At 66.2% G+C, this 23808-nt stretch carries 28 protein-coding genes; 9 read left to right on the top strand and 19 right to left on the bottom strand.

From position 1 onward, the window contains the following. Positions 1 to 15: 15 nt before the first annotated feature. Positions 16 to 567, bottom strand: a complete 552-nt coding sequence (locus pbN1_RS07120; RefSeq protein ID WP_169201783.1) for a glycine zipper 2TM domain-containing protein — start codon at positions 565 to 567, stop codon at positions 16 to 18. A gap of 157 nt (positions 568 to 724) precedes the next feature. Beyond that, positions 725 to 1105 carry a sulfite exporter TauE/SafE family protein gene (locus pbN1_RS20940; protein WP_280516179.1) on the bottom strand — a complete coding sequence of 127 codons (381 nt, stop codon included), beginning with the start codon at positions 1103 to 1105 and terminating at the stop codon, positions 725 to 727. Positions 1106 to 1385: 280 nt separating this feature from the next. Here pbN1_RS20940 and pbN1_RS20750 point away from each other — a divergent pair, with 280 nt between their 5' ends. Then, positions 1386 to 2006: a PRC-barrel domain-containing protein gene (locus pbN1_RS20750; RefSeq protein WP_244857192.1), complete on the top strand. Its 621-nt coding sequence runs from the start codon at positions 1386 to 1388 to the stop codon at positions 2004 to 2006. A gap of 103 nt (positions 2007 to 2109) precedes the next feature. Beyond that, positions 2110 to 2754 carry an RluA family pseudouridine synthase gene (locus pbN1_RS07110; RefSeq protein WP_244857249.1) on the top strand — a complete coding sequence of 215 codons (645 nt, stop codon included), beginning with the start codon at positions 2110 to 2112 and terminating at the stop codon, positions 2752 to 2754. Between the two features lie 25 nt (positions 2755 to 2779). Here pbN1_RS07110 and pbN1_RS07105 read toward each other — a convergent pair whose 3' ends face one another. Both pbN1_RS07105 and pbN1_RS07100 read right to left on the bottom strand, forming a co-directional pair. Next, positions 2780 to 3295, bottom strand: coding sequence for a glycine zipper family protein (locus pbN1_RS07105; protein ID WP_244857191.1), 516 nt, complete (start codon positions 3293 to 3295; stop codon positions 2780 to 2782). A 12-nt stretch (positions 3296 to 3307) separates the two neighbouring features. Then, complete coding sequence (locus tag pbN1_RS07100; protein ID WP_169203169.1) at positions 3308 to 3790, bottom strand: hypothetical protein; 483 nt, start codon at positions 3788 to 3790, stop codon at positions 3308 to 3310. 347 nt (positions 3791 to 4137) lie between these two features. On the opposite strand from pbN1_RS07100, the gene pbN1_RS07095 reads away from it, so the two are divergent. Both pbN1_RS07095 and pbN1_RS07090 read left to right on the top strand, forming a co-directional pair. Further along, positions 4138 to 4935, top strand: coding sequence for an MlaA family lipoprotein (locus tag pbN1_RS07095; RefSeq protein ID WP_169203170.1), 798 nt, complete (start codon positions 4138 to 4140; stop codon positions 4933 to 4935). Positions 4936 to 4994: 59 nt separating this feature from the next. Next, entirely contained in the window at positions 4995 to 5621 is a 627-nt protein-coding gene (locus pbN1_RS07090; protein WP_169203171.1) for an MlaC/ttg2D family ABC transporter substrate-binding protein, read from the top strand. Between the two features lie 21 nt (positions 5622 to 5642). On the opposite strand, the gene pbN1_RS07085 is transcribed toward pbN1_RS07090, so the two are convergent. The 3 genes from pbN1_RS07085 to pbN1_RS07075 form a co-directional block, all read right to left on the bottom strand. Further along, positions 5643 to 6059 carry a hypothetical protein gene (locus pbN1_RS07085; protein WP_169203172.1) on the bottom strand — a complete coding sequence of 139 codons (417 nt, stop codon included), beginning with the start codon at positions 6057 to 6059 and terminating at the stop codon, positions 5643 to 5645. A gap of 219 nt (positions 6060 to 6278) precedes the next feature. Further along, positions 6279 to 6923 (bottom strand): TylF/MycF/NovP-related O-methyltransferase, encoded by a 645-nt coding sequence (locus pbN1_RS07080; RefSeq protein WP_169203173.1) that lies wholly within the window; start codon positions 6921 to 6923, stop codon positions 6279 to 6281. Between the two features lie 165 nt (positions 6924 to 7088). Further along, a complete protein-coding gene (locus tag pbN1_RS07075; RefSeq protein WP_169203174.1) occupies positions 7089 to 7976 on the bottom strand; it encodes a LysR family transcriptional regulator in 888 nt (295 codons plus the stop codon). Positions 7977 to 8080: 104 nt separating this feature from the next. Here pbN1_RS07075 and pbN1_RS07070 point away from each other — a divergent pair, with 104 nt between their 5' ends. Continuing rightward, positions 8081 to 8386 carry an HPF/RaiA family ribosome-associated protein gene (locus pbN1_RS07070; RefSeq protein ID WP_169203175.1) on the top strand — a complete coding sequence of 102 codons (306 nt, stop codon included), beginning with the start codon at positions 8081 to 8083 and terminating at the stop codon, positions 8384 to 8386. Between the two features lie 76 nt (positions 8387 to 8462). Further along, positions 8463 to 9320, top strand: a complete 858-nt coding sequence (locus pbN1_RS07065) for a Tim44 domain-containing protein (RefSeq protein WP_169203176.1) — start codon at positions 8463 to 8465, stop codon at positions 9318 to 9320. Positions 9321 to 9375: 55 nt separating this feature from the next. On the opposite strand, the gene pbN1_RS07060 is transcribed toward pbN1_RS07065, so the two are convergent. The 3 genes from pbN1_RS07060 to pbN1_RS07050 all read right to left on the bottom strand — a co-directional run bounded on the left by pbN1_RS07060 (position 9376) and on the right by pbN1_RS07050 (position 13071). After that, positions 9376 to 9939 carry a hypothetical protein gene (locus tag pbN1_RS07060; RefSeq protein ID WP_244857190.1) on the bottom strand — a complete coding sequence of 188 codons (564 nt, stop codon included), beginning with the start codon at positions 9937 to 9939 and terminating at the stop codon, positions 9376 to 9378. A 164-nt stretch (positions 9940 to 10103) separates the two neighbouring features. Beyond that, positions 10104 to 12287 (bottom strand): acetate--CoA ligase family protein, encoded by a 2184-nt coding sequence (locus pbN1_RS07055; RefSeq protein WP_169203177.1) that lies wholly within the window; start codon positions 12285 to 12287, stop codon positions 10104 to 10106. Position 12288: 1 nt separating this feature from the next. Continuing rightward, positions 12289 to 13071: an enoyl-CoA hydratase/isomerase family protein gene (locus pbN1_RS07050; protein WP_169203178.1), complete on the bottom strand. Its 783-nt coding sequence runs from the start codon at positions 13069 to 13071 to the stop codon at positions 12289 to 12291. A 261-nt stretch (positions 13072 to 13332) separates the two neighbouring features. On the opposite strand from pbN1_RS07050, the gene ycaO reads away from it, so the two are divergent. After that, the gene (gene ycaO / locus pbN1_RS07045) at positions 13333 to 15099 is read left to right on the top strand and encodes a 30S ribosomal protein S12 methylthiotransferase accessory factor YcaO (RefSeq protein ID WP_169203179.1); all 1767 of its coding nucleotides are present in this window, start codon (positions 13333 to 13335) and stop codon (positions 15097 to 15099) included. Between the two features lie 2 nt (positions 15100 to 15101). Here ycaO and pbN1_RS07040 read toward each other — a convergent pair whose 3' ends face one another. Genes pbN1_RS07040 through pdhA form a run of 3 tightly spaced genes read right to left on the bottom strand, consistent with a single transcriptional unit; the run spans position 15102 to position 18263 of the window. Next, entirely contained in the window at positions 15102 to 16205 is a 1104-nt protein-coding gene (locus tag pbN1_RS07040; protein WP_169203180.1) for a dihydrolipoamide acetyltransferase family protein, read from the bottom strand. Continuing rightward, entirely contained in the window at positions 16202 to 17182 is a 981-nt protein-coding gene (locus pbN1_RS07035) for an alpha-ketoacid dehydrogenase subunit beta (protein WP_169203181.1), read from the bottom strand. Before pbN1_RS07035 ends, pbN1_RS07040 begins: the two co-directional genes overlap by 4 nt. Continuing rightward, positions 17175 to 18263 (bottom strand): pyruvate dehydrogenase (acetyl-transferring) E1 component subunit alpha, encoded by a 1089-nt coding sequence (gene pdhA / locus pbN1_RS07030; protein WP_169203182.1) that lies wholly within the window; start codon positions 18261 to 18263, stop codon positions 17175 to 17177. The genes pbN1_RS07035 and pdhA overlap by 8 nt, the downstream gene beginning before the upstream one ends. A gap of 385 nt (positions 18264 to 18648) precedes the next feature. Between pdhA and copK the strand changes: the two genes are divergently transcribed. Further along, on the top strand, positions 18649 to 18930 hold the full coding sequence (gene copK, locus pbN1_RS07025) for a periplasmic Cu(I)/Cu(II)-binding protein CopK (protein ID WP_169203183.1): 282 nt from the start codon (positions 18649 to 18651) through the stop codon (positions 18928 to 18930). A 73-nt stretch (positions 18931 to 19003) separates the two neighbouring features. Here copK and pbN1_RS07020 read toward each other — a convergent pair whose 3' ends face one another. Beyond that, entirely contained in the window at positions 19004 to 19303 is a 300-nt protein-coding gene (locus pbN1_RS07020) for a hypothetical protein (RefSeq protein ID WP_244857189.1), read from the bottom strand. Positions 19304 to 19388: 85 nt separating this feature from the next. On the opposite strand from pbN1_RS07020, the gene pbN1_RS07015 reads away from it, so the two are divergent. Next, positions 19389 to 19568: a hypothetical protein gene (locus pbN1_RS07015; RefSeq protein ID WP_169203184.1), complete on the top strand. Its 180-nt coding sequence runs from the start codon at positions 19389 to 19391 to the stop codon at positions 19566 to 19568. A 72-nt stretch (positions 19569 to 19640) separates the two neighbouring features. Here pbN1_RS07015 and pbN1_RS07010 read toward each other — a convergent pair whose 3' ends face one another. From pbN1_RS07010 to pbN1_RS06990, 5 genes are all read right to left on the bottom strand, one after another. After that, positions 19641 to 20297 (bottom strand): methyltransferase family protein, encoded by a 657-nt coding sequence (locus pbN1_RS07010; RefSeq protein ID WP_169203185.1) that lies wholly within the window; start codon positions 20295 to 20297, stop codon positions 19641 to 19643. Next, the gene (locus pbN1_RS07005; RefSeq protein ID WP_345790550.1) at positions 20294 to 20476 is read right to left on the bottom strand and encodes a DUF2933 domain-containing protein; all 183 of its coding nucleotides are present in this window, start codon (positions 20474 to 20476) and stop codon (positions 20294 to 20296) included. The genes pbN1_RS07010 and pbN1_RS07005 overlap by 4 nt, the downstream gene beginning before the upstream one ends. An 89-nt stretch (positions 20477 to 20565) precedes the next feature. Then, entirely contained in the window at positions 20566 to 22926 is a 2361-nt protein-coding gene (locus tag pbN1_RS07000; protein WP_169203186.1) for a heavy metal translocating P-type ATPase, read from the bottom strand. Continuing rightward, positions 22919 to 23077 (bottom strand): hypothetical protein, encoded by a 159-nt coding sequence (locus pbN1_RS06995; RefSeq protein ID WP_169203187.1) that lies wholly within the window; start codon positions 23075 to 23077, stop codon positions 22919 to 22921. The genes pbN1_RS07000 and pbN1_RS06995 overlap by 8 nt, the downstream gene beginning before the upstream one ends. A 93-nt stretch (positions 23078 to 23170) precedes the next feature. Further along, positions 23171 to 23599, bottom strand: coding sequence for a hypothetical protein (locus pbN1_RS06990; protein WP_169203188.1), 429 nt, complete (start codon positions 23597 to 23599; stop codon positions 23171 to 23173). Between the last annotated feature and the right edge of the window lie 209 nt (positions 23600 to 23808).

The following is a 23808-nucleotide window of genomic DNA, read 5'->3' as shown; positions in this document are numbered from 1 at the left end:
ACCGCGAGCACTGCACTATCGCCCCGTCGCACTGTGCCCTGCAGTTAGGACCAGCTGGCCATCCTTGACAGGAATGCGCGGGCCGGGCTCGTAGTCCATGCGCACGCGTCCGATCTGTTCGCCAAGTCGATATTCGACGTCATAGCCGACCACCTTTTCACTGGTGTCCGTCACCGTTTTGCAGCGGGTTTCGGTGGTGGTGTAGACATCGCTGGCCTGCATGTTTTTTTGCACCTTGTTTCCCGCATAACCGCCGGCGGCTGCCCCGGCAACGGTGGCGATCTTCCTGCCGCTACCTGCTCCGATCTGATTGCCCAGCAGACCCCCTGCCAACGCGCCAATCACCGTTCCGGCGATCTGATGTTGATCCTTGACCGGGGCTCGGTGGCTTACTGCGACGTCCTCGCAGACTTCACGCGGCGTACGGATCGATTCCTTGAGTGGCTGCACTTCAAGCACATCGGCATATTTCGGGCCAAAGTCAACCAGACTGTAGGTTGCGACGGCACCGCCTGCGGTAACGCTCAACGCTCCCAGTCCGATGCCCAGCATCATTGATCTATTCATAGGTTTCTCCTCATTCCACATGAATCACCGGCGACCACGCCGCGGTTGGCGATTGTACTTTCGCACCATCCGGCCGTTTCATCATGGAAACAAAGGGATACCCAACTCCAGCGAACGATGTGAGCAGGGGAGTGATTGTTACCGTCCGGGCGGTTCGTCAGTGCGGGTGACGGTGATGGATATCCGGAAAATGCGGGTGTTTGTGCACCAGGGCGACATGGTGGTGCCAGTGCTCATGGGGCTTGTCATCCTCCCATTCAAAGTCGTGGGCATGCTGGTGGTGCTCGTCATGGACGTGGCGATGGTCATGCGCCATCGGCTCATGGCTGTGCTCGTGTTCATGGTGCTCCGTCAGATGCAGCCAGACGCCCCAGCCCATCAGTCCGCTCGCCAGCCAGAAGGCCGGTGAAGCCGTTTCACCGGGCAGGCCCAGCGCGACCGCCGCGCCGATGAACGGCGCAGTGGAAAAGTAGCTCGCCGACCAGCAACTTGGCGAAGGGCGTACTCGCCCCGAACAGGGCAGCCGCGAGGAGGGCATGCACAACACTGCGATTCATTTTTGGTGATCCTCCGCTGCAGCCATCCCGGCCTTATGGAAAGCTTCGCATAAGGCAGAACTAATGAGCCCACTGCCGCCGGGCACTGGCGGGGCAGCTTGCTCCGCGCGGGTCGGGCCCCCATTTTGCAGGCGTCGGTACTGCGGCGGAGCAGGGTCGGGAGCGGTTTTTGCAACACTCCCCGCGGATCGGTTCCGCACCCTTCGTAACCTGCGCAGGGTGGACCGGTCGGATCAGGAAACCTTGACAGAGGAGAGTGACATGAACTCAATCTATCGTAAGTCGCTGATAGCCGGTGCAATTTCCGTATTCGTCGCCACGCCCGTCTGGGCGGGAGGCGATAAGGCGGAAAAGGCCCCGGAAACGGGCACGTCGTCGCAGCAGATGAACCAGCCGGGCAGGACCGGTGCGGCAGCCGGAACCGGAGCGAGTACCGCCGCGGCCACCCAGCTGCAGAACATGACGCCGCGTGAGCTGGAAGGCAAGGATGTCGTCAGTCAGACCGGCAAAGAGATCGGCTCCGTGAAGGAAGTGGTGCGCAGCCGTGACGAGCGGAACATCCAGGTAGTAATTTCTGTTGGCGGCGTGCTCGGGATGGGTGACAAGAAGGTCGCGGTGCCGCTCGATCAACTGAGCTACCAGGACGGCAAGTTGCGCATCGGCGCCACCGAGGACGAACTGAAGGCGAAGCCCGAGTACCAGTCGGAGCAGTATGTCGAGCTGGAACCGACCGACCGGCCGATCAGCGAGTTTTCGGCGTTTGAACCGACCCCGGACGAGTCGAAGCCCCGGAGCGGGACGCCGTCGCCGGGCGGTACCCCGGCAACGGACCCGATGCGCGAACAGAGCCCGTCCCCGTCGACCCCGGACGCGACGCAGTGACAGGGCACATCTCCGACCGATATCTGGAGATGACCCGTTGAGCGGAAGCGGCGGGATCCGCACCGTACAATCGGCGCCCCGCCGTGCCATCGCTTCCGACGCCGTGCCGCACCTCACGCCCACCATCCTCTACGCCGACGAGGCACTGATCGTCGCCGACAAGCCTGCCGGCCTGCTCTGCGTCCCCGCACGGGGCGAGGCGCGGCAGGATTGCCTGGCGATCCGTGTGCAGGCGCTCTATCGGGATGCGCTCATCGTGCACCGTCTCGACATGGCCACGTCGGGCCTGATCCTGCTCGCGCGCGGTGAAGAGATGCTGCGGCGCATGAGTCTCGCCTTCGAGAAACGAATCGTCGGCAAGCGCTATGTCGCGCTGGTGCATGGTCACATCGGGAACGACAGCGGCGAGATCGACCTGCCGCTGGCCGACGACCCGGAGAACCGCCCGCGCCAGATCGTCGACCCGGTGCGCGGCCGTCGCGCGCTGACCCGCTATCGCGTCATCGCGCGCAGCGGCGAAGGCGCCGAGGCCGTTTCGCGCGTCGAACTCAAGCCCGTCACCGGCCGGTCCCACCAACTGCGCGTGCACCTGATGTCGATCGGTCACGCGATCCTCGGCGACCCGCTCTACGCTGCGGACGAGAGTGCGGCGCGTCACGCGCGCATGCACCTGCACGCCGCCGGCATCGCCTTCATCCACCCGGAAACGCGAGTGCCGGCGAGTTTCGACAGCGCGGTGCCGTTCTGAGCGGAAAGGATGTGCGCCGGTCGAGTCAGCGCACTCCCGGCGGTGGCGGTGGCGGCGTGCCCGGGGGTGGAGGCGGAGGCGGGGGCCGGTATCCTTCCGGGCGCTGGACGACATACCGCCCCGACACCGGTACCCGGTGCCCGCTCGCATACATGCATTGCTGGTAGGCGAAATCGTAGCGGCGCTGGGCTCCATAGGCAGAGGTCTGCGCGGCGCCTGTTCCCGCGGCGCTGCCGAACAGCAGGCCGGTGCCCGCACCGACCGCGGCGCCCCGGCTGCCGTCGAAGGCAGCTCCGGCCGCGGCACCGATCGCGGTGCCGAGCAGCGCGCTGCGCACCCCGCTGTCGCTCGCGAGCTGCTCGGCGGAGCGCCCGCCGATCTGCTCATGAGCATACTGCCGGCATGAGAAATCGTCGACGCGGAACTGCTCGAAGCTCTTCCCGGTGCCGGGCAGCACCAGCATGCTCGGGCCGGAAGGCAGCGACACGCAGCCACCCAGGAGCAAGGCCACCCATGGGGCGATTTTCAGCGGTGCGGACACTGAGGTTCTCCGTTAGCGCGGCGGCGTCGGCGAGACGCGTTCCCAGCCGCCGGGGCATTGTCTGACGTAAGGGTAGTAACCCTCGGGACTGTAGCAGTAGTACCAGTAGCCTTCGGCCCGCGCGGCCTCGTCGTAACCGCGCTCGATGTACACGGGCGGCGGGGATGGCATCGTCACGACAGGCGGATAAGCGTAATACGGCGGCGGCCAGTTCCAGTATAGCGGCACGCCGATGGACAGCCCGAGGCGGGAGTGGCTGTGGTGGGCATGCAGCGATCGACGATCGCGCCTGAACGTGTCGTGGCTACGGCTGAAGCTGTGGCCACGGTGTCTGGCGAAATCGTCGCGGGATCCGAACCTGTCGTGGCGGTATTTGAACGCCTCATGCCGCGGCTGGAAGGAATGAGTGCCGCGGCCATGATCGGCCGACGCCACCTCGGGTACCGCCAATCCCAACAGCAGGGCCAGAGCGAGAGCGCCCTTGCGCGATTTCATCTGACCTCCTCGTCGCTATGCGACCACTGCCGGCGTGATGCTCGCCTGTGCAAAGAGACCACGGCAGACGCGGGGAATTCCTGCCAATTTGTGAGCTTTCGCCTGGCGGCCCTCGTTGCCCGGCCCGCCGACGCCGGTGCATCCGCCGATATCGGACTGAACGTTCAGAACTGAACGCTGAACGTTCAAGATTGAACGTCCTCATCGACGATGCATTATCGTGCATTGCCAGATGTATCTAGGCAATATATTGCAAATCAACGATTTGTATGTTCTGGCATGCATCTCGCTGTACCAGATCTGCGGCTACCCCTTTCAAGTGATGAACGGAACAAGAAGAGATCAGCATGAGAGCATTCCAATCGCGGTCGCGGGCTTTTGCGCTACTCATCGCTTGTGCGGTGCTGGTCGCGGGCGGATGTGCGAGCGTACCGGGCAACCCGGACGATCCGCTCGAGCGCTACAACCAGGTGATGTTCAGCTTCAACGAGCGGGTCGACAAGGCGGTGGCCCGGCCGCTCGCGACAGTCTATGACACGCTCGCGCCCACCCCAGTGCAGACCGGCGTAGGCAATTTCTTCGGCAATCTCGCCGATATCTGGATCGGTTTCAACAACATTCTCCAGGGCAAGGTCGGTGCCGGCGTGTCCGACTGGATGCGTTTTCTCGTGAACTCGACGCTCGGGATTTTCGGACTGCTGGACGTCGCGTCCGAAATGGAGCTGCAGAAGAACGACGAGGATTTCGGCCAGACGCTCGCCGTATGGGGCGTGGGCGAAGGGCCGTATTTCGTCGTGCCGTTTTTCGGTCCGAGCACGTTGCGCGACGCGGCGGTGCTTCCGCTCGATGGCGCGGGTGACCCGGTGTGGCGGATGGCTCACGTCCCGACGCGCAATACGCTGGCCGGCCTGCGCATTGCCGACAAACGCGCCCGCCTGCTCGGATTCGAGAAGACGCTCGACGAAGGCACGCTGGACAAATACACCTTTACCCGCAATTTCCATCTGCAGCAGCGCCGCGCCAAGGTGCACGACGGCAAGCCGCCGATGGAATACGAGGATTTCGAACCCGACGGGGAAGCATCGCTCGTGCCTGCCGCGACGCAACCCAAAAGTGACGAGCGCTCGGCTGCCGAGCGTCTCTGATTGACCCGCATGTCCGGAACGATTCCGCTTCCGGCCTTGCTCACGATGAGGTAATCAACATGAAATCGACTTTCTTTGCACTGTACTTCTCGGTTCTCTCGTTCCTGCCGAGCGGCGTTTCGGCGGGCGGGCCGGCTCCCGACCAGTTGATCGGCAAACTCTCCGGCGATGTGCTGGAAATCCTCCAGACCAACGAGTCGCTTCGCGCGGGCGAAACGACGCAGGTCGTCGGGCTCGTCGAACAGGTGGTGCTGCCGCACTTCAACTTCCGGCGAATGACGATGCTGGCAGTCGGCCGCGACTGGCGCGATGCGTCGCCCGAGCAGCAGAAGCGGCTGATGGATGCGTTCTACAACATGCTGGTGCGGACCTATTCGAATGCGCTGACGCAGTATCGCGACCAGACGGTCCAGGTTCGCCCGCTGCGCGCGAGTCCTTCGGACAAGATCGTCAAGGTCCAGACCGAGATCCGCCAGCCGGGAGGGCAGCCGGTGACCGTCGACTACGTCCTTGAGCAGCGCGCCGACGGATGGAAGATTTTCGACATCGTCGTAACCGGCGTCAGCCTCGTGACGAATTATCGCGGGACGTTCTCGCAGCAGATACGCCTCGGCGGGATCGACGGCCTGATCCGCTCGCTCGAGGCCAAGGAGCGCGAGTTCACGCCACGGTCCGGGCAGTCCTGACGACACCTCCGGCGGGGACGGTCAGCTTGTTCCTGGGGCGGCGACAGTGAGGAAACAAAACATCCGCGTTCCCGGGCCCGTGCATTGCTGCGAGTTCCACAGGCGACGTTCCCGTCGCCCCAGTGCATGGAGAGAATCATGGAACAGAAGAAGCAGCGTGGTCAGAACCAGGGCGAGCAGCAACAGCAGGACATCCAGAAACAACCCGGCCAGGGTCAGAGCGGCCAGACGCAGGGTGGGCAAAGGCAGCCGGAGCAAAGCCAGGGCACCCAGAAGCAGCCCGGCCAGGGACAAGGCGGTCAGGGCGGCCAGCAACAGCACGAGCAAGGCATGGGCACCCACAAGCAACCCGGCCAGGGGCAAGCCGGCCAGGGTGGTCAAAGGCAGGAAGAGCAAAGCCAGGGCACTCAAAGGCAGCCCGGCCAGGAACAGGGACAAGGGAAGTCGAGTCGGGGCAACACCTAACGCGGCAGCAGCAGTAGCTGCGAGTGTCGTTGTTGCGACCTGTTTTGCCGGACCGGTTCCGCCGGCCCGGCGGCAGCGCCGTATCGGCAGACTCAATGCAGCATGCCTTGCGCCCTTGCCGATCCCGGTAGCCTGACCCCGGTCTCGCCAGGCATCAGATGGGCGGTGTCGGGTGTCCTCACCGTCCGATTCTCAGCCCGCGACGATTCCCATCCCGTGGAGATATTTCTGCTCCACCCCGTATTCGTTGCAGAAACGCATGTATCCATCGCGCGCCTTCCAGCTCGAAGCCGGCGGGCAGTCGTCGACAAGAATCACGCCGCCGGGGGCCATACGCGGCCACAGGCGCTTCAGGGCGACGTACGTCGGTTCCGTCAGGTCGACGTCGATCAGCGCGACCGAGCATTTGGCCGGCAGCGCCTCGACCGCGAGCGTCGCGATGTCGCCCTGAATGAGCTCCACGTCGTCGCACTGGTGCTGGCGCAGGATTCTCGCGACGAGTTCCTTCGAGTTGCCGGAGAACATTTCCTGGTCGGAAAGCGGCGTTCCGAGTTCGACGTCGCTGGCGAATTGCTCCGCGACGAAGCCGTCGAACGTGTCGATGCATACATAGGGTTTGGCGATGCCGAGCCGATCGAGCATCTTCTTCGCGATGACCGTCGTGCCGCCGAGGTTGCAGCCGACTTCGACCACCGAGCCCGGCACGTCCTTCGTCTCGATGAGGTGATGCAGCAGCAGGTAGAGACGTTCCGGGGCAAGCACGAAGGGTGGATAACGATAGATCAGCGGCACCAGCGCGCTGCGCGCCATGCGTTTCAACTGCTGCTTCATGCCCATGACGATTCCTCCTGAAATGCCCGGGCACGCGTCCCGGAATCGATGCAGGCGAAAGTGCGGAGGTTCAATCTGGCACAGCTGAATTGCGGAATCAACGCGGAATTGGAAGCGAACGTCTCGGGGAAGCGAACGTCTCGGGGAAGCGAACGTCTCGGGGATCGAATGTCAGGACCGCTCGGCGGGAAGCAGCAGTTTGCGCACCACCGGGTGTTCGACCTTGCGGTGCGCGAGGATTGCATAGAAATGTTCGACGACGTCGGGGCAGCGCCCGAGCAGCGTGAGTCCGCGTGCCCGCGGCAGTTCGTCGAACGACCATTCGGGTGCCGGGAAAGCGCCCAGCCCGCTTTCGCCGAAGGTGGCGAGGAGCGCGCTGTCCTCGAATTCCCCGACGATCCTCGGGCGGATTCCGTGCCGCGCGAGCCAGTCGTCGAGCCGCGCCCGCACTGCGGAGTGGGTCGTCGGCAGCAGCAGCGGCAAATGCGCGAGGCAGGCCGGGAAGTCGCCTTCGCGACCGTCGAGCAGCGTCGCCGGCGCATACCACGCGAGCGAAGCTTTTCCGAGGCGATGGCTGAACACCCTGAGGTTCGGATTCGTCGGTGCCGGGCGGTCGGCGAGCACGACGTCGAGCCGGTGACGGGCGAGGTCGGCGAGCAGATCGTCGAAGCTGCTTTCGTGGCACAGCAGCCGCAGGCCGGGAGTCTGCACCGCCGGCTGCAGCAGGTGCCGCACCGCGAGCTTCGGCAGGCTGTCGGCGATGCCGACGCTGAGCCGGATGCCGGGCTCCGCGGCCGCTTCCCGCACCGCCTCCGGCAGCGCTTCGGCGAGCTGGAAAATCTGCTCGGCGTAGCGCACGGCGGTCGCACCGGCTTCGGTGAGTTCGATGCCGCGGCCCGCCGAGCGGAAAAGGGCGTGGCCGAGCGAATGCTCGAGCTCCCGCACCTGCGTGCTGACGGTCTGGATGGCCATGTCGAGGCGCTCCGCGGCGCGTGCGATCCCGCCTTCCTTGGACGCGACCCAGAAATAGTAGAGATGGCGAAAGTTGAGGGGATGCATCGTGGACTTCCTTTTTTACGAAGTAAAACTACGTCAAATTAAGCTTCAAAGGAAGTTCGATGTGAACTATCGTCATCCGGTCATCACCCAACAGGAGGATTGCGATGGAGGTGCATGTCGAATCCGGGCGCGCTGCCGGCGTGCGGTTCAGGAACGTGATCGAGGCCCGGCTGCGGTTTGCGCTGCGCCGCCTGTCATGGCTCGTTCCCCAGGCGACCGTGCGCCTGTCCGACCTGGAGCGGGAGGCCGGAAGCCCGGACAAGTGCTGCGAGGTCAGACTGAAGGTGGTCGGCACGCGGGATGTCGTGGTCAGCGCCATCGCGCGCGACTGGCTGCAGTCGATCGACGACGCATTGAAAGGCGCGGCGCGCCGGCTCGAGCGGCAATACCGGCGCACGTACGCGGCATGACGGGCGATCGATGCGCCGCGAAGGCGGATCGCGCCCTGCAGTTTTCCCGAATTCCACCCACAGGAGTGCCTGCTACATGAAACGCTTTTTCCTCACCCTTTTCGCCCTCGTGCTGAGCGTGGGCCTGACGCTGCCCGACGCCGAGGCAAAACGTCTCGGCAGCGGGAAATCCTTCGGCACCCAGCGTGATGCGACGACGCAGGCTCCGGCCGCGCCGATGGCCCGTAGCGCCGACACGGCCCCGAATGCCGCCGCGGCGGCGGGGCAGGCCGCGAAGAAGAACAGCTGGATGGGTCCGCTGGCCGGCCTTGCCGCAGGCCTCGGTCTCGCGGCGCTCGCTTCGCATCTGGGCATGGGCGAAGGACTTGCGAACATCCTGATGATCGCGCTGCTGGCGATGGCCGCCTTCGCCGTCTTCCGTCTCGTGATGCGCAAACGCTCGACAGCGCCGGCGATGCAGTACGCCGGAGCGGGGGCGGGCGGCGGCACGGTCGCGATGCCCGCCCAGGCTTCAGGGGCACCGGCTGTGGCGGCGGCTGCGCATTCCGGCGCCGGCATGCTTCCGGCGGGTTTCGATGCGGAGGCCTTCGTGCGTCAGGCGAAGCTCAACTTCGTGCGGCTGCAGGCGGCGAACGACGCGCGCAACCTCGACGACCTGCGGGAGTTCGTCGCGCCGGAGATGTTTGCGGAGCTGCAAATGCAGATCCAGGAGCGCGGCGACGCAGTCCAGCGCACCGAAGTGGTCGACCTGCATGCCGAGGTCGTCGGCTACGCCGAGGAGGCGCAGCGTCACCTCGTCAGCGTACGTTTCCACGGCCTGATCCGCGAAGAAACGGGGGCGGCGCCGGTCGAGTTCGACGAGCGGTGGCATCTCGCGAAAGCCCTCGACGGCAGCCGCGGCTGGGTTGTCGCCGGCATCCAGCAGTCGCATTGACAGGACTCGGGCGCGCGAGCGAGTTCCCTCTGCAGGTTGTGCAGGACGAAACTCTTCAAGCCTTGCGTTTGCGCGACGCGAAGGGCCGGCGCCATTGACCGGGGCGCTTGTCCGGACGCTTGTCGTCGTCGTCCGCGGTCTTGGGTTTGGGCTTGGGCACCAGCATGTTCTTGCCCGCGTCTTGTCCGGCGCTGCGGTGCGCGAGGATCGCTTGCGCCAGTTGCTCCTCGGTGAGCACGATCGGTGCGTGTTTCCCCGCGGGCTCGTACGCCGAGAGCTTTTCCCGCACATTGAAGATGCGTTCTGCCGTCTCGGCTTTCCTCGGCTGGCCGGCCATGATCTTCTGCGCGTCCGGCGTCAGCGTAAAGCGGCCGTCCACCTCGCCGATCAGGCCGTGTGTCGAGAGGCGGTGAAAGGCCTCGCCCAGTTTCGTTTCGGACGGAATGGCGCCCTGGATCAGATCGGCCGCGGCCATGATTTCGGCGAGTTCGGCCGGCCGTCGTTTCGAAGACAGGGCCAGGGCGAGCAAGAGGAGCGCATCAACATCGTGGACGGGGTGCATCGAATAACCTTTGAAAACCTGCGGAAGAAAAACTGTCCGGCGCAGGGCGCCGAACATGTACGGGGGCGAACAGGCCGGCAGTGCGATGGGCCCCTCCGGAGGGTGGGAGTGTAAGGGCTTGCGCCGTAATACCAAGCCCCGGCTCGCGATTTGGCGTTGATCCTCGTCACGCCCGGGGTTTTCGGCGCAGCGCCGCGCCTCGATGGAGGCCGTCAGCGTCTTCAGGCATCGTCCTTCGGGTTCAGCACGGCCTGGTTGACGATCACGCGCGCGTCGACGATCGCGTACCCGTCCTCGTAGAGGATGACCGGGTTGAGATCGAGCTCGGCGAGCTGCGGATAGGCGGCGACGATGCTCGACACCTTCAGCAGCAGGTCGACGAGCGCTTCCTTGTCGACGGCCGCTTCGCCGCGCGCGCCCTCGAGGATCCTGCGCGCCCTGATCTGATCGACCATCGAGCGGGCGGCATAACGCGACAGCGGAATCGCGCGGAAGGCGACGTCTTCGAGGATCTCGACGAATATGCCGCCGAGGCCGAACATCAGCACCGGGCCGAAGATCGGATCGCGGCTGACGCCGATGATGACTTCGGTGCCCTTGCGCGCCATCGGCGTGACCAGCACGCCCTTGATGTCGGCGGCGGGCTTGTACGCATGGCAGGAGCCGATGATCTGGTCGAAGGCTTCGCGCAAGGCCGCCCTGCCGCGCAGGTTCAGCCTGACGCCGCCGGCGTCGGACTTGTGCAGGATGTCCTTCGACACGACCTTCATCACGAGCGCCTGGTCGCCGAAGCGGGCGGCGATCTCGTCGAGCTCGTCGATATCGTGGACCAGCGCTTCGGACGGCACGGCGACGCCGTGCGCCCGCAACAGCGCCTTGGCTTCGAACTCGAACAGGTCGCGGGCCTCCGCCTGGGCGGCGGCGAAGATCGCCTGCGTCGTGTCGTTCGGCACCATTGCCGGCAGCGGCGCCTGGCTTGCGGCATCCCTGAGATACACGCCGCGTTCGCCGAGCGCCGCGAGGACGCGCACCGCGTATTCGATCGATGTGTACACCGGCAGGCCCGCTTCGTGCAGGCGGCGCAGCGCGGGGGGCTTGACCGGCGCGTAGAGGCTATACACCACGACCGGCTTGTCGATCCGGCGGGCGAGCTCGATCATCGACTCGGCGCCGCGCATTTCGCCGCCCAGCAGGTCCTCGGCGAAGCGGATGTGGTAGCCGCCGAACATGCCGACGAGGAACACCGCGTCGACGTTGTCATCGTCGGCGACGATCGCCATGCAGTCGGCAAGCAGCGCAGGGTTGGCGTCGCTGCTGCCGGCCACGTCCACCGGGTTCACCAGCGAAGCCTGCGGCAGCAGGATCGCGCCGAGGCGCTTTTTCGTCGCTTCGCCCAGTTCCGCGAGCTCCAGCCCCGCTTCGACGAGGCGGTCGGAGGCGATCGTCGCCTGGCCGCCGCCGTCCGAGACCACCGCCACGCGCTTGCCCGGCGCCTGCTGCAACAGGCCCAGCCCTTCGGCGACCGGCAGGATCTCGTTGGAATGCTGCACGACGCTGACGCCGACCTGGCGCAGCAGGTCGACCGTCATCGCGTAGCTGCCGGCGAGCGCGCCGGTATGGGAACTCGCCGCTTTCTTGCCCTGCTCGGTCGCGCCGGATTTGTACACGACGACCGGCTTGACGGCGGTGATCTCGCGCGCGTTGTGCAGGAAGCGCTGGCCGTCGCGGAAGCCTTCGACGTAGAACGTCGCGACCCGCGTGTCCGGGTCCTCGCCGAGGTAGCGCAGATAGTCGTTGAAGCCGATATCGGTCTGGTTGCCCGGACCGACATAGGTGCTGAAACCGACATGGCCGTTGTGCTCGGCTTCGAGCACCAGCGACAGCAGCATGTTGCCGGACTGCGAGATGAAGCCGATGTTGCCCGGCTTGACGTTCGCCAGTGCGAGCAGATTGACCTTCTTGTGCAGATTGAACATGCCCGAGGTGTTGGGCCCGATGATGCGCACGCCGCCTTCGCGCGCCGCGGCCAGCACCTGCTGTTCGAGCCGCGCGCCGGCCGGGCCGGTCTCGCGGAAACCGCTCGCGAGGATGGCCGCGCCCTTGACGCCTTTCCGGCCGCAATCGGCGACGAGGCCCGGCACCGTCGCGGCCGGCGTGCAGATCAGCGCCAGGTCCACCGGGCCGGGGACGTCGTCGAGCGTCGCGTAGGTCCTAACGCCGAGCACATTGTCCACCTTCGGGTTGATCGGGTAGATCGCGCCCGGGTAGCCATCCTTGATCAGCCCGACCATCGCCTTGTAGCCGCGCTTGGTGGGGTCGGTCGAGGCGCCGATGATCGCGATCGAGCCGGGGGCGAGGAAATCGTGCAGCGGGCTGGTTCTGGGCAAGGGCGGGGCGAGGTCCATCTCATTCTCCCCTGAAAACGGGCGTGCGTTTGTCGGCGAAAGCGTCCACGCCCTCCTGCCAGTCGCGCGTCGTGCCGACGAACATCATGCCTTCGAGCTCGGCAGTCAAGGCGGCGTCGAGCGTGCGCTCGGCTGCCATGTTCAGCTGCTCCTTCGCGAGCTGCATCGAGAACGGCGCCTTGCCCGCGATCCGGCGTGCGAAGTCGCGCGCGGCGTCGAGGAAGCCTTCGTCGGGCAGCGCGCGGTTCGCGAGCCCGATGCGCACGGCTTCCGCGCCGCCGATGCGCTCGCCGAGGAATACCAGTTCGCGCGCTTTCGCCAGCCCGACCAGGCGCGGCAGCAGGTAGGTGACGCCGCCGCCGAGGAAGTTGCCGATCGAGATTTCCGGCAGGCCGATCTGCGCGCTTTCGGCCATCAGCACGAAGTCGGACGCGATCGCCATCTCGGCCCCGGCGCCGAGCGCGAAGCCGTTGACCGCGGCGATCACCGGTTTGCCGAGCTGCAGCAGGCGCTTGCACACTTTCTGCTCGCCCTGCAGGTACTGGCGGCGCTCGAACGGCGTGCGGCCCGCCTTGTGTTCCTTGAGGTCGGCGCCGACGCAGAACGCGCGGCCTTCTCCGGTGAGCAGCACGACGCGCGCCTGCGCGTCGGCTTCGGCGCGGCTCAGCGCCGCGTTGAGTTCGTCATACAGCTGCCGGGTCACGGCGTTGAGCCGGTGCGGGCGGTTCAGTCGGATCTCGGCGATGCCGTCCTTCATGTCGTAAAGGATCGTCTCGTAATTCATGCTTGTCCCTCATGCAGGTTGGGGGCTCGAACCGCCGGTTGAGCGCAGCGCGTCCCGATCGGTCGCCGCAGTGATTATCGGCCCTTGCCGACAGGCGCCAAAACGCACGGCTGGCGGGCCGGATCGGCTTTTCATTGTAGAGCGTCGCCAAGCACGCCAGAATGCGGGGCCTCCGCGGGCCCGCTCCCGCCGCAATCTCTCCCGGGCGGCGCCCGCGGGCTTTTCTTCTCCTTGTCACGCAGCACTCAGCAGGACGTACCCATGCAATCAGAAAGCTTCATCGCGGGCAAGGATGCCTCGCTCGAATCCTCGATCGGCACGATGCAGGCCCGGCTCGAAGCCGCCGGTTTCCACATCGAGGAGCGCTCGTGGCTCAATCCGGTCGATGGCGTCTGGTCGGTGCATGTGCGCGACCGCGACTGCCCGCTGATGTTCACGAACGGCAAGGGTGCCTCGAAGCTCGCGGCGCTCGCCAGTGCGCTCGGCGAGTATTTCGAGCGCCTGTCGTGCAACTACTTCTGGAACCACTACTACCTCGGCGAACAGTATGCCGAGCGCGCCCTGGCCGAAGGGGGGCGCGGTTTCGTGCATTACCCGCAGGAGCGGTGGTTCGAGCACGGCGCCGATGGCCAATGGCCGGCAGCGCTGCTGACGCCGGCGCTGCAGAAGTTCTACAACCCGAACGGCAGCATCCACGCGGCTGCGCTCGTCGACTTCAATTCCGGCAACGCCGAGCGCGGCATCTGCGCGATTCCGTACGTGCGCCTGCGCGACGACGCGGTTGTCCATTTCCCGGTCAACATCATCGGCAACCTTTACGTCAGCAACGGCATGTCCGCCGGCAACACGCCGGCCGAGGCGCGCACCCAGGCGCTGTCGGAAATCTTCGAGCGCCACATCAAGTTCCGCATCATCAGCGAAGGGCTGTGCCTGCCCGACGTGCCGGAGGAAGTCATCGCGCGCTATCCGCGCATCGCCGCCGGCATTGCCGGGCTGCGCGCGGCCGGCTTCGGCATCCTCGTCAAGGACGCCTCGCTCGGCGGGCAATTCCCGGTGATGAACGTGACGCTGCTGCATCCGCACGACCAGGGCTGCTTCTCGAGCTTCGGCGCCCACCCGCGCTTCGAGATCGCGCTCGAGCGGGCGCTCACCGAACTGCTGCAGGGGCGCGCGCTCGACGCGCTCGGCGGCTTCCCCGAACCCGGCTTCGACCTCGACGAAATCGCCAGCTCGCCGAACATCGAGATCCACTTCGTCGACTCGAGCGGCATCATCAGCTGGAACTTCCTCGGCACGCAGCCGGATTTCGCGTTCCACGACTGGAACTTCGGCACCACGACCGCCGAGGACTACGCGTGGCTCGTCGACCGTCTGCACGCCGACGGCCGCGACATCTACGTCGCCGATTTCACGCATCTCGGCGTCTATGCATGCCGGATTCTCGTCCCCGGCATGTCGGAGATCTACCCGATCGACGAGCTGGAATTCGAGAACAACAGCGTCGCCAACGACATCCGCGAAGCGATCCTGCACCTGTCCGAGCTCGACGACGACGAATGCGGCGAGCTGCTCGACACGCTCAACGACAGCGGTCTCGCCGACGAGCGCCTGGTCGCGGCGCTGATCGGGCTGGCGCCGGGCGACGACGCGTTCTGGCAGGATCTGCGCGTCGGCGAGCTGAAGACGCTGCTGGCGCTCGCGGTCGGCGACGAGGACGCGATCGCCGAAGGCTGCGAGTGGATCCGCCATTTCGGTCAGATCGACGCGGCACGGCGCCGCGTCTACCGTTGCGTCGAATGCCTGCTGAAGCTCGACGAAGAGGACAGCGACAGCGACGGCGGGCGTTACGCGTCCGCGCTGCACAGCCTCTACGGCGCCGACACGCTGCGCCAGGCCAGCGCGCTGCTCGACGGCGAACTGCGCTTCTTCGACCAGCCCGCGCTCGGGCTGAACCTCGCCGGCAGCGACATGCACCAGCGCCTGCTTGCCGCCTACGGCAAGCTGCACGGCAACGCGCCGGCGTCCTGAAGTCACTCCGGCAGCGCGAGGTCCGCGATCACCGCGGCCAGGAAGCGGGCCGCTTCGCCGCCGGTCACGACGCGGTGGTCGAACGTGAGGCTCAGCGGCAGCACGCGGCGCACGGCCGGTGCGCCATCGATCGCGAGCACCTGCTGGTGCACGCGGCCGGCGCCGAGGATCGCCACGGTCGGCGGCATGACGATCGGCGCCGCGTACTTGCCGGCGATCATGCCGAAGTTCGACAGGGTGATCGTGTTGCCGCGCAGTTCGTCGGCCGGGATCTTGCGCGCGATGACGTCGGCGCGCATGCGGTCCAGGCCGCGGCGCAGGTCGTTGGCGTCGCGGTTGGCGACGTCGCGCAATACCGGCACGAACAGCCCCTCCGCGAGGTCGATCGCGATGCCGACGTCGATCTTCGCCAGCACGCGGCGTCCCATGGTGTGGCTCTCGTACCACGCGTTGAGCGCCGGCTCGGCGCGGCAGCCCGCGACCAGCGCGCGCACGAGGCGGATCGTGACGTCGCTGTCCGGCAGCCACGCGTCGATGTCGGCGTCGTCGACGACCGTCGCCCCGGCCACTTCGTTCTGTGCGAGCGTCATGTTGCGCGCCATCGCCCGCCGCACGCCGCGCAGGATCTCCGGCGGCCCCACATCCGCGAGGATCTTCGCGACCCGCTGCACGTCCGATGTCGTGATCAGGCCGTCGGGACCGGAGGGCGTGACCATCTCGAGCTCGACATTGAGCTGGCGCGCGAGCGCGCGCACCGCCGGCGTCGCCTTGATCGCCGCCGCGCCGCCGCCGACGGCTGCCGGCGCTTCCTGCGCGAGCTGGTGGCCGACCTGCACTTCACCGACCACGGTGCCGGCGTCGCTGTCTTCGGCGGTGCCGGCAAAGCCGACCAGCGGCGCGCCGACATGCACGATCTGTCCCGGCTGTCCGAACAGCTTCTCGATGCGGCCCGAATGCGGCGAAGGGATCTCGACGATCGCCTTGGCCGTCTCCACCGACAGCAGCGGCCGGTCGGCCTCGATCTCGTCGCCGGCCGCGACGTGCCATTCGACGATCTCCGCTTCCTGCAGGCCTTCGCCCAGGTCGGGCAGTTTGAAGATCTTCATGCGCCCTCCAGCGTCTTGTGGACTGCCGCGACGATGCGTTCGACACTCGGCAGGTACTGGTATTCGAGGCGCGCCAGCGGCACGACCGTGTCGTATCCGGTGACGCGTCGCACCGGCGCGAGCAACGTGTAGAGGCCCTCTTCGGCGAGGTTGGCGGCAATTTCCGCGCCGAACCCGGCCGTGCGTGCGGCTTCGTGGACGATCACGCAGCGCCCGGTGCGCCCCACCGATTCGAGTATCGTCGCCATGTCGAGCGGCTTGAGCGTCGCCACGTCGATGACCTCGGCCATGATTCCCTGCTGCGCCAGCGCGTCGGCTGCGGCCTGCGTTTCGTGCACCATCGCGCCCCAGCTGACCAGCGTCACGTCGCTGCCTGAGCGCAGCGTGAAGCACACGTCGAGCGGCAACGCTTCGCCGTCGTCGGCGACTTCCTGCTTGAACAGGCGGTACAGCCGCGTCGGTTCGAGAAAAATCACCGGATCGGGGTCGCGTATCGCCGCCAGCAGCAGGCCGTAGGCCCGCGACGGCGATGACGGGATCACGACGCGCAGCCCGGGCACGTGTGCAAACAGCGCCTCCGGGCTTTCCGAGTGGTGTTCGGGCGCGTGGATGCCGGCGCCGCACGGCGAGCGCAGCACCAGCGGGCACGACAGCCTGCCGCGCGTGCGGTTTCGCAGGCGCGACGCGTGGTTGATGAGGTGATCGAGCGTTGGGTAGATGAAGCCCGAGAACTGGATCTCCGCCACCGGCTTCAGCCCCATCGCCGCCATGCCGATGGCGGTGCCGGCGATTGCGGTCTCCGCGAGCGGCGTATCGACCACGCGCGCCGCGCCGAAGCGCTGCTGCAGCCCCGCGGTGGCGCGGAAGACGCCGCCGTTGACGCCGATGTCCTCGCCGAGCAGCACGACCGCCGGGTCCTGGGCCAGTTCGTACGCCAGCGCGTGGTTGATCGCTTCGACCAGATTGAGCTCAGCCATGGCCGCCTCCCTCGTGCGGTGCGAACCGCAGTGCCATGTCGCGCTGTTCCTGCAGCGCCGCCGGCAGCGTGCGGTACAGGTGATCGAACATGGCTTCGGGCGTAGGCGGCAGCGTCGCGAGATACCTCTCGACCGCCGCATTGACCGCCTCGCTGCATTCCCTGACGAGTTGTTCTTCCCGCTGCGGATCCCACGCATTCAGTCGCACGAGGTGGTTGCGCAGGCGCCCGAGCGGTTCGAACGTCCAGTGCTCCTGTACCACTGCCGGATCGCGGTAACGGCTCGCGTCGTCGGCGGTGGTGTGGTCGCCGAGGCGGTAGCTGAGCGCCTCGATCAGGCTCGGGCCGCCGCCGCTGCGCGCTTTCTCGATCGCCTGCCGCGCCGCGTGGTGCACGGCGACGATGTCGTTGCCATCCACCTGGCAGCCTTCGATCCCGACCGCGATCGCCTTTTGCGCCAGCGTCTGCGCCGCGGTCTGCATGCTGCGCGGAACGGAGATCGCCCACTGATTGTTGTTGACGACCACGACCAGCGGCGCTTTCCACACCGCGCCGAAGTTCAGCGCTTCGTAGAAGTCGCCTTTCGATGTCCCGCCGTCGCCGAGAAAGCACACCGCGACGCGCGCTTCCCCGCGCAACTGGAATGCATAGGCCGCGCCAGCCGCGTGGCATACCTGCGTCGCGATCGGCACGCAGATCGGAAAATCGTCGCGCGGTCCCGCGAAATCGCTGCCGCGCTCGTCGCCGCCCCAGTAGAGCAGGCTTTCGGCCATCGTGACGCCGCGCATCAGCTGCGCCGCGTGGTCGCGGTACGATGGCACCAGCACGTCCTCGGCGCGCATCGCGCTGGCGACGCCGATGCCGATCGCCTCCTGCCCGAGCGCCGACGCGAACGTGCCGAGCTTGCCGGTGCGCTGCAGCGCGATCGCCTTGGTGTCGAAAGTGCGCGTCAGGACCATCGCGCGGTACAGGGGAATCAGTTTTTCCGGATCGAGCGCGAAATCCGGCAAGGGCTGGGTCGCTTCGCCCCGGGGATCGAGGAAGCGCGTGTAGTCGACCTGGAACCGACCGATGGTGGTCATCGCAAGCTCCTTGTTTCCTGTCAGTCTAGACCACTGTACGGGGGATGCAGACTGACTGACATTCTAACTGCATCGGAATATTCCGGCTCCCGCCGCGGATCGGTATCTGTTTGAGCGGTGGAAACGGCAATGACACGTCGCTGCGGTATCCGGTTTATGGACACCGTGGTCCATCCCGCCGTTCCCGAATGCGCGGGGTCACGCCCCGCCCCGCCTGTCCGGGAGATGACCGGAAGGTGAAGCAAAAGTAATGCTCTAGTCATCTTGTGGTCAGTGGCGTCCGCCTAGCATGTGTCCAGGGCCGCTCGAACGCGAGTGCCTGATTCGAACACGGCGTTACCCGTCCGGTTTGATCCGAAGTAACACAACTCACAAGGAGTAAATCATGTTGATGAAAATCGCCGCTGCCGCCGCGTCCGTGCTGATTGCCACCTCGGCTTTCGCCGCCGACAAGGTCAACGTCGCCAAGTCCTACGAACTGAAGGACGGTTCCATGGTGTATGTGTTCAAGGACGGCAAGATGGCCATGGAAAACAAGGCCGGCCTGGTTGTCTCGATGAAGGAGGGCCATGCGATGGAGACGAAGGATGGCCAGAAAATCATGATGAAGGGCAACGAGGTCTGGCGCCTCGACGATGTGCTGAATCACGATCGTCGCGGCAACTGAAAAGAAGGGGCGCGGCCGCGGCGCGCCATGTTCCGGATGGCCCGCAGGCATCGCGGGCCATTTCGCTCGGCCATCAGTCATGCTCACCGATGTCGCGCACCAGGCGCCAGCTCAGCCACAGGGCGAGGACATAGCCCAGGCCGGCCAGCACCGGCACCTCGCCCCAGCGCGGCCCCAGGCTGTGCTGCATGAGCAGCGAGGCGGCGATGTACAGGCCCAGGGTCACCAGCGCCAGCGCCACGCGCCGGCTGCTGCGGCCGATTTCCTCCTGGAGCGGCTCCAGACCGTGGTGTGCCACCGACACCTCCATGCCGCGATTGCGAATGCCGTGCAGCACCCGGCTCAGGTCCGAAGGCAACTGGCGCAGGGACATGAAGGCCTCGTACTTGAAGCGCGCAGCCGGATCGCCGGCGCCACCGGCGGTCTCCAGCAGAGTGCCCGCCTTGGCGAACAGTCTCGTGTTCGCGCAGATCGAGCGCCTCGGCGAGCGCTTCGGCGAAACTGGCGTTCAGGTCGCCGCAAGTCGAACACCCCGCTGCGAGCGGTTCGAGAAAACAGCGCTCACAGAGCGGATCGCCGGTTTCCGGCCGGTCCCGCGACGCGATGAGCGCGCCGCAGCAACTGCATGTTGCCGCTGAAGTGGTCGAAGTGCGTGAATCGTTCAAAGCCGCAATCTCCCTCGATGGCCGTGTGATCGAAACCCCGTTTCGTCAGTTCCGCGGCACCCCGGACTGCTGCGTACCCAGGCGGGGGATGAACGCGGGCGTGCGTTCGAGGTAGCGGCGGTACGCATCGCCGAGTTCGGCGACCGCGTCGCGCTCCTCGTGCCGTGCGAGCCGCGCGTAGACGACGAGCAGGATCGGGAACAGCACGAGCGTGATCAGCGTCGGCCACTGCAGCAGGAAGCCGAACATCACGAGAACGAAGGCGACGTACTGTGGATGTCGGATGCTGGCATAGGGACCGCTGTCGGCCACCCGGTGCTCGCGCTGGGCCTCGTAGAGCACCGGCCAGGCCTTGGAGAGCAGCCAGAATCCGCCGACGATGAATACCGTGCTGAGCAGGTGGAAGGGGCCGAAATGCGGATTCGAGCGCCAGCCGAACATCGTCTCGAGCAGGTGCCCGGAATCATGGGCGAGGAAATCCACCCCCGGAAAACGCGACGACAGCCAGCCGGAAAGCAGGTAGATCGTGAGCGGGAAGCCATACATCTCGGTGAACAGGGCGACGATGAAGGCCGAGTAGGCACCGAACGAGCGCCAGTCGCGCTTGCTGCGAGGCCTTGCGAAGCTGAACGCGAAGGCGATGAAGAACAGCGAATTGATCACGACCAGCGACCACAGGCCATAGGCGGGTGTGTCGCTCATGTTTCATCTCCTTCCACACTTTTCGGCTTTGTCCCGTGATCGTGCCCGCCGTGCCCGCCATGCATGAACAGATGCATCAGCGGACACGCGAGCAATATCAGCCAGGGGAGGAAGCCGAGCACGTGGGCGCGGTGCTCAGTGAAAAGCAAGAACACGGCCAGCGCTTCGCTCGTGTCCATTTCTCATGACCCTTCTCCTCGCAGCCGATGGGAGATGCCGCCCGGAGCGCCGGTCGCTGCATCAGGTGGCCCCGGCCTCACCGCACTGCTCAAATCCTCGCGCGGCGCAGTCTCAACGCGTTGCCGACGACCGATGCGGAACTGAAGCTCATCGCCAGGGCCGCGATCAGCGGCGACAGCAGCAGCCCGAAGGCCGGGTACAGCACGCCGGCCGCGATCGGCACGCCAAGTGTGTTGTAGAGGAACGCGAACGTCAGGTTCTGGTGCATGTTGCGCACCGTCGCGACCGACAGCGCACGGGCGGTCGCTATCCCGCGCAGGTCCCCCTTGACGAGCGTCAGGTGCGCGCTGCTCATCGCGACATCGGTGCCGGTGCCCATCGCGACGCCGACGTTTGCGCGCGCAAGTGCCGGCGCGTCGTTGATGCCGTCGCCCGCCATCGCGACGATTCGACCGTCGGCCTGCAGCTTCGCGACGAGGTCGTCCTTGTCCTTCGGTTTGACCTCGCCGTGCACTTCGTCGATGCCGAGCTGGCGACCCACGGCGCGCGCGGTCGTGTGCCCGTCGCCGGTCGCCATGATGATCCGCAGGCCGGTCGCGCGCAGCCCGTCGAGCGCGTCCCGCGTGGTCGCCTTGATCGGATCGGCGACCGCGAGCAGTCCGGCGATCTTGCGGTCGACCGAGAGGAACATCACGCTCGCGCCTTCCTGGCGCAGGGCTTCCGCGCGCACCTCGAGTGGCCGCCAGTCGACGCCTTCGTCTTCCATCAGCGCGGTGTTTCCGAGCGCGATCGAGTGGCCCTCGACGCTCCCGCGCACCCCGATGCCGGACGAGGACTCGAATGCGTCGGCAGTGCCGAGGGGAAGCCTCTGCTTCTTCGCCTCCGCGACGATCGCATGCGCGAGTGGATGCTCGCTGCCCCGGTCGAGGCTAGCGGCGATGCGCAGCACTTCGGTGTCGGTCCACCCCGCCGCTGCCGCGACGCTGTGGAACGCCGGCTTCCCCTCGGTCAGCGTGCCGGTCTTGTCGACGATCAGCGTGTCGACCTTCCGCATCGACTCGATCGCGGCCGCGTCGCGGAACAACACGCCCTGGGTTGCGGCCTTGCCGGTCGCGACCATCACCGACATCGGGGTCGCGAGGCCGAGGGCGCACGGGCACGCAATGATCAATACCGCGACCGCGTTGATCAGGCCATACGCCCAACTTGGCTGCGGGCCGAAGAAGCCCCAGACGAACAGCGTCACGAGCGCGATCGCGACGACGCCGACGACGAAAAAGCCGGCAACGCGGTCGGCCATCCGCTGCATTGGGGCGCGCGAGCGCTGCGCCTGGGCGACCATCTGCACGATCTGCGACAGCACGGTTTGCGAGCCGATTTTCTCGGCAATCATCACGAGCGCGCCGCTCGTGTTGAGCGTCGCGCCGATGACCTTGTCGCCCGGGCGCTTCGTCACCGGCATCGGCTCGCCGGTCAGCATCGATTCGTCGACCGAGCTCGAGCCGTCCACGACCGCGCCGTCCACGGGTACCTTCTCGCCGGGACGCACGCGCAGCCGGTCGCCCGGATGCACGTGCGTCAGCGGGACGTCCTCTTCGGTGCCGTCGTCGCGGATGCGACGTGCAGTCTTCGGCGCGAGGCCAAGTAATGCCCGGATCGCTGCCCCGGTCTCGGAGCGCGCCTTCAGTTCGAGCACCTGGCCGAGCAGGGTCAGCGAGATGATCACCGCGGCTGCCTCGAAATAGACCGCGACGTGTTCGCCCATCCTGAACGACGCTGGAAACATATCCGGCGCGACGGTAGCAATCACGCTATAGACATATGCGGCGCCGGTGCCGAGGCTGATCAGCGTCCACATGTTCGGGCTGCGGTTAATCAGGGATTGCACGCCGCGGACGAAGAACGGCCAGCCGCCCCACAGCACGACCGGTGTCGCGAGCAACATCTCGATCCACGGGCGCGCGCCGCCGAGCAGCGTATCGAACGCCCCGCCCGACATGGCGATCACCGTAACGATCACGGTCAGTGGCAACGGCCACCAGAAGCGCCGGCGGAAGTCGGTGAGCTCGGGGTTCTCGGCCTCTTCGGCGCCCGGCAGCACCGGTTCGAGCGTCATGCCGCATTTCGGGCACGTGCCCGGTCCGATCTGGCGGATCTCGGGGTGCATCGGGCAGGTGTACTCGGTGCCCGGCGCGACTTCCACCGGCATCGGCGGCGCGCTCTCCGCGCCGGGGCGCACATAACGCTCGGGCTCGGCCTCGAACTTGTCGCGGCATTTCGCGCTGCAGAAGCGGTACGTCTGCCCGTCGTGCGTCGCGACGTGCGGTGAATCGGGTTTCACAGTCATGCCGCACACCGGGTCGGTCGCCGGGGCAGGCGGGGGCGTAGCATGTTCGGGACGGTCATGGCGATGATGATCGTGCGCCGGGGCGGGACGGATTTTACTCATGATGATTTTCTCCGCGCGCCCGGTATTGCGCCGCGTAGATGGCAGACGGTGTGCTGCAGCACGCGCTCGCCTTCGCGTTCCGGTGGGCGCGCTCGTTCTCCGACATCCACGCCCGTAATCGCAGCAGCAGGTCCTTCAGCGTGTCGAGCATCGCGGCCTCCGTTCAACCGTGCGTGCGGGGGCGGAGCAACCGCCGTCCTCGATGAAACGGCGCCCCGCCCACCGACGATCATTCCCTGGCGCGTCAGGGCGTCTGTTCCATCCTCATCTGTATCCTGTCCATGCGCTGCTCGATCTGATGCATGCGCTTGGCGAGGGCCTCGGCTGAGGGCGCGCCCGGACCCATCATTCCCATCCCCTGCATCATGCCCATGTCACCCATCATCGGGCAGCCCATCTGGCCCGCCGCCATCTGCTGGCCCAGCATCATGTTTTCGCGCATGGTCTGCATGTGCTCCATCAGCAGTTTCTGCCGCTCCTCGGGATTCTTGGCTGCGGCGAGGGCCTCGAGTTGCGACTGCATCGTGGTCGTGTTGTCTCGCATCTTCTGCACTGTCGTTTCAGGCGTCGAGGCGGAGACGGCCGGGGGCTGATCCGGGTGATGCGCATCGTCCGCGTAGGCGGGAAGGGCCGCGACCAGGGATATCGCGAGTGCGGTCAGGATCGTTTTCATGATTTGTCTCCTAAGTCTGCGTAGCCGGAACCAAACAGGGAACTTGTGCAGGCCGGGTCAACCCGTTCGGCTGTTGCGTGGGCAGGCGAGTGATGCAAGTGCATGATGCACTCCCCGTGCTGAAGATGAATTCATCATAGCCCGCGCCGGTCGACGGGAGGCTGACGCGAAGATTACATTTCGGTCATCATGACCCGCAGCCGCGCGAA

It is taken from the genome of Aromatoleum bremense (assembly GCF_017894365.1).
Lineage (GTDB): Bacteria > Pseudomonadota > Gammaproteobacteria > Burkholderiales > Rhodocyclaceae > Aromatoleum > Aromatoleum bremense.
This window is presented reverse-complemented; position numbering and strand designations above follow the sequence as displayed.